Raw genomic sequence first — 5,002 nt, forward strand, 5'->3', positions numbered from 1 at the left:
TTGATGCAGTGTCGGATGTGTATAACTTTTCTCATTCTCAAATTCAGCCTTCTCCCGAGCTTTCCCAAACGAGTCAGGCGCAATATGTTAAAGGTTTGGGAAGTACCGAAGAAAAAATGGTGATTATTTTGGAGCTTAGCGAGCAATTGATCGCTGATCCAGATCAGGTTGCCGGACGACAATTACTAGCGAGTTAAGGTTCTTAAGTGGATTCTGATCGATCACGAGAGTTTGCGATGTCCGATGCTGATTTCCAGGAAATCAGCGAGTTGGCCTATAAGTATACTGGCATAGTGCTGGGGCCCCATAAGAAAGATATGGTTTATGGCCGCCTGGCGCGTAGGCTCAGAGATGTTCGTTTGGGCTCAGTAAGTGAATATCTGTCTTTGATTCGTAATGAAAACAGCGAAGAAGTTAGTCGTTTTATTAATGCGATTACGACGAATCTCACATCCTTCTTTAGAGAGAACCATCATTTCGAGTTTCTTGGAGATAAGCTCTGTAAGGAGCTAAAGAATAGCAACGCTGCTTCAAGGCGAATTAGAGTTTGGTCTGCAGGCTGCTCTTCTGGTGAGGAACCTTATAGCATTGCAATGACCATTCGGGATAACTTTGATTTAAGTGGCTGGGACTGCAAAATTCTAGCTACTGACTTAGATTCCAAAGTTTTGGGAAAAGGTCAGCAAGGTGTTTACGGGGTTGAGCGAATTGAATCGCTTCCTCAAGAGATCAAGCGGAAGTGGTTCATGTTTGATAAGAACCACCCGGATATCGTTAAGGTTAAACCTGATTTGCAGGAGTTAATTAGATTTAAGCGCCTAAACTTATTGGAACGCTGGCCAATGAAAGGCCCGTTCGACCTAATATTCTGTCGGAATGTCGTTATTTACTTTAATGAAGAGACTCAAGCAGTTTTGTTCAACAGGTATGCCGATATGCTTAAAGATGGGGGCTATTTGATAATTGGTCACTCAGAGAGCTTGAGTAGAGTATGTACAAGGTTTAAGCCAATAGGTAAGACCATCTACCAGAAAATTTCTTAGTATTGAATGTTGATTGTCGTTCAGGGCAGCAATATTACAGTTAATGTAGGATAGTTAGTAAATGTCACAAAATCACACTTTACCACCACCCCTAGCAGGCTTTGAGCATGTGAACAGGTATTGGGATAAGCGAATGAATGTTCCCGCTGCTAAAATAATGCCGGGTGAGTTCTATGTGAGCAAAACTGGAGAAATGATTGTTACCGTACTGGGTTCCTGTATTTCTGCCTGTGTTCGAGATGTGCAACTTGGTATAGGTGGAATGAATCACTTTATGTTACCAGAGCAAGGGGCTCATTCGACGGAAAAGTGGGGAGCTTCAGAAATAAGCAGTGCCTCCAGGTACGGAAACTGGGCGATGGAATTTCTTATTAACGAAATCCTAAAGCTTGGTGGTACGCGTCGAAATCTCGAAATCAAAGTTTTTGGTGGCGGCAATGTTCTTAGCAACATGACTGACATTGGTAAGCGAAATATAGCGTACGTAAGAAAGTACATTTACGAAGAAAATTTTGAGCTAGCAGCGGAAGATGTTGGTGATATATACCCGAGAAAGGTCTTGTATTTTCCCGATACCGGTGCACTTAAAGTAAGAAAGCTTAGAGAAACAACAAACGATACAGTCTTGCAAAGAGAGATTAGCTATAGCAATGACTTGAAGCAAAAGTCCGCACCAAGCGGTGGTGTTGAGTTGTTTGACTGATTCGCGCAGTAATATGTCGTACTTTTCGTGGAGAAGTAGGTTTGAGTAAGATAAAAGTTTTAATTGTTGATGACTCCGAGCTAATTAGGCAGGTTTTATCTGAAATTATTGGCTCGGCACCAGACCTTGAGGTTGTGGCTGTCGCTGAGCATCCGCTTGATGCTCGTGAGAAAATTAAGCAGTTCAGTCCAGATGTACTGACTTTGGATATTGAAATGCCAAAAATGGATGGCATTACATTTCTGCGAAATTTGATGAGATTGCGTCCCATGCCGGTCGTTATGATCTCTACTTTAACTAGTAAAGGAGCTCCGGCTACGCTTGATGCGCTTTCAATTGGCGCAGTTGACTATATCGCAAAACCACAAGGTGGTTCCTGGGATAACCTTTCGGATTATGCGCTAACAATTCAGAGTAAAGTTAGAAATGCTGCCATTGCGAATATGGCGGCTCATGATAGAGTGCTTTCGTCGAAGCAAGCTTCTAGTGAGGCGACAGAAAAACGTAAATTTGACGGGCGAAAAATTATTTGTATCGGAAGTTCTACGGGTGGAACGGAAGCTCTACGTGAAGTCCTGCAAGGGATGCCAGCAAACTGCCCGCCTATTGTTATGGCGCAGCATATACCTGCTACCTTTAGTGCCTCATTGGCGCAGCGGCTTGATGGACACTGTGAAATCACAGTTAAGGAAGCAAAGAGTGGTATGCCTTTGGAGCCGGGCCATGCTTATTTAGCGCCAGGCGACTTCCATTTAAAAGTTTACGAGAAAAACGGGCGCTTGGTTACCTCTCTATATGATGGAGAGAAGGTCAGTGGTCATAAGCCTTCGGTCAATGTATTATTCGACTCAGTCGCACAGCATTATGGGAAATATGCAGTTTCAGCTATCCTAACGGGGATGGGAAGTGATGGCGCCGAAGGTATGGAAAGAATACTTTCAGTGGGCGGTGCAACTTTTGCTCAAGATGAAGCAACGAGTGTTGTATGGGGAATGCCCGGCGCAGCTGTTAAACTTAACGCTGTGCAAAAAGTGCTCCCGATAAATAAAATTCGAGAAGCGCTACTTAAGGCTTGTGAAAGGTAGCGTTAGGAAATATCTATTTAGACAAAGGTGAGGCATAAATGTCAATCACATCAGTACTTTCAACGGATGATAACTCTCTAACTATTGCGATTAAAGGTCGCTTTGACTTTGCTTCGCATCAGAGTTTTTGTGACGCTTACGAAGGAAAAGACAACGGTGTTAGTGAATATCGCATCGATATGCGCGACGTCAGTTATCTAGACAGCTCTGCTTTGGGAATGTTGTTGTTACTTAAGGATCACGCAAAAGAAAATGTAAAAATCAGCATAGTTCACTGTTCTGATGAGGTAAAAAAGATATTCGAGATCTCTAATTTTAAACAGCTATTCGATATTCATTAAATTAAGTACCATTCTCTAAATAGCGGATATTGGCCCGATATTCGCATAATCCTCCCTAAAGCGTAGTGTAATCAAGTTAGACGACTAACTTGAGCGCCTACAATTCGCTTGTCCTAAAGCTATTTTTTCTAAGTCATAATTAATATGGCTTGAGCGAAACGGGTGGTTGTTGTTCATGCAAAATATATCTCTATCAAACCCTGTATCAGCAGGAAACGCACCAGCAGCGTCAACTAGCGGTCCAGCATTGGGCGCGAGCAGCGAACCGGGTGCATCACCCATAGAGGGTTCATTTGGTGCTACATTAACAGGTGTCTATCAGTCTTCTATAAGTCCTGAGAAACTTGATGATATTGCTGCTAAGCTTGAAGCTTTAGGGCTGGATTCAAGCTTCCTGGATGATATCAACGCATTATTGAGTGGCAATTTAATGTCTCTGGATGCGGCACAGCAAGGCATAGAATTGCCGGAAATGAGTACTTTTCTTTCTAACTCGCTGGCAGAGCTTGAGAGTGGTCTTGGATTTTCAAGTGATGACATACCCGAAGATGTGTTGGCATCTTTGCTAAATACGGTAAATGGGATACAACAAGCCCTTGCACCGGTAAGTGCTAACCTTCCACAAGCATTGACTGGGCTTGATTCAGGTGTGGCGCCAGTAAGTGTTTTGCCTGGCGTATCTTTTCAAAACCAGGATGCTAAGAAGTCTCAGGTGAACCTAAATACGGCAAACCAAATTCAAGCAGCTCCGCTTACCAATTCTAATATTGATTCAGGGCTTGGGTTGTCTCCTCAGAATTTGTCCCAAAATGGCAGTGCTAAGCTCAATTTGGAAGAGGAGGTTGTTAGTCAGGCATTGCAAGGTGAATCAAAGTTTAAGGCGATTGCGGATAGTACTAGTAGTGTTGAAAGCATTCTGGAAAAAACGATTGGTAGTGGTGTAGAGCGTTCATCTTCGCTACTTAAAACAACGTTTTCGGAAGTGCAGCAGAAATTAGATAACGCGCCTTACTCGACAACAGTAATGACGGGTTTGGATGAGGTTGAGTGGGGGGAGGAAGTTGGCCAGAAGATAGTTTGGCTTACGGGAAAGGCAATTCAGTCTGCAGAGATCCACTTAAACCCTGCTGAGCTTGGTCCAATTGATGTAAAAATTTCTGTTCAAAATGATGCAGCAGCCATTACATTTAACGCCCATAATGCTTCAGTCAGGGAAATGCTTGAATCTAACGTTGTGCGTTTACGTGAAATGATGGAGACAAACGGCGTTGAGCTTCAGGAAGTGAATGTCGATGCACGCAGCGGTGATGAGCGTTTTGCATCCAATGATCAGCAGCAAGGTTCTAATGGCTCGGAAGATCAGCAAGAAGATTCTGAAGATTCTAGTAGTGAAACAGCTACGACAGAATCGATTTCACGCTCCTCTTCAAATCTCGTTGACTACTTTGCCTGATAAGTTTTTATCAGGCCCTCTTCATTTTCGCCCTCTTTAAGCTAAACTAATATCAAATAGTTAAAGGCAACAGTTAAGCTTCCGTTTAAACGGAGAACTGTTGTTTTTGGCATACACTTTGCTGGATATCTGTAAAGGTGCTCAGCTGCGATTTGATATGACGGGATTTTGACGTGGCAGAAGAAGAAAACAAAACTGAAGAAGAGCAATCTGGCGAAGGTGGTTCAAAGAAAAAGCTAATTATTATTATTGCGATCGTTGCAATTTTAGCTATTGGTCTATCGGTTGGTGTGACGATGTTTTTGCTTGGTGGCGATGAAGACGCACCAACTGAACCGGTTATTGAAGAAGAAGTAAAGGAGCCAGCTAGCTACATT

At 43.0% G+C, this 5,002-nt stretch carries 6 protein-coding genes and 1 pseudogene; all 7 read left to right on the forward strand.

The features are described 5' to 3' along the window. On the forward strand, positions 1–197 hold a 197-nt coding region (locus A3735_RS31130; RefSeq protein ID WP_369820539.1), incomplete at its 5' end, for a chemotaxis protein CheW. Between the two features lie 9 nt (positions 198–206). Then, positions 207–1,043, forward strand: coding sequence for a protein-glutamate O-methyltransferase CheR (locus A3735_RS18445; RefSeq protein ID WP_231872224.1), 837 nt, complete (start codon positions 207–209; stop codon positions 1,041–1,043). Positions 1,044–1,104: 61 nt separating this feature from the next. Continuing rightward, complete coding sequence (gene cheD / locus A3735_RS18450) at positions 1,105–1,746, forward strand: chemoreceptor glutamine deamidase CheD (protein WP_068516172.1); 642 nt, start codon at positions 1,105–1,107, stop codon at positions 1,744–1,746. Between the two features lie 41 nt (positions 1,747–1,787). Continuing rightward, entirely contained in the window at positions 1,788–2,831 is a 1,044-nt protein-coding gene (locus A3735_RS18455) for a chemotaxis response regulator protein-glutamate methylesterase (RefSeq protein WP_068516560.1), read from the forward strand. Between the two features lie 38 nt (positions 2,832–2,869). Then, positions 2,870–3,172 carry an STAS domain-containing protein gene (locus A3735_RS18460; RefSeq protein WP_068516558.1) on the forward strand — a complete coding sequence of 101 codons (303 nt, stop codon included), beginning with the start codon at positions 2,870–2,872 and terminating at the stop codon, positions 3,170–3,172. Positions 3,173–3,347: 175 nt separating this feature from the next. Continuing rightward, on the forward strand, positions 3,348–4,625 hold the full coding sequence (locus A3735_RS18465) for a flagellar hook-length control protein FliK (protein ID WP_068516555.1): 1,278 nt from the start codon (positions 3,348–3,350) through the stop codon (positions 4,623–4,625). 173 nt (positions 4,626–4,798) lie between these two features. Continuing rightward, positions 4,799–5,002 (forward strand): annotated as a pseudogene (locus A3735_RS18470) (hypothetical protein); the annotation flags it as partial.

This window comes from Oleiphilus sp. HI0061, assembly GCF_001635675.1.

Coding starts and splice junctions, on each gene's coding strand:
- cheD (WP_068516172.1), top strand. CDS start 1,105: ATGTCACAAAATCACACTTTACCACCACCCCTAGCAGGCTTTGAGCAT.
- A3735_RS18460 (WP_068516558.1), top strand. CDS start 2,870: ATGTCAATCACATCAGTACTTTCAACGGATGATAACTCTCTAACTATT.
- A3735_RS18465 (WP_068516555.1), top strand. CDS start 3,348: ATGCAAAATATATCTCTATCAAACCCTGTATCAGCAGGAAACGCACCA.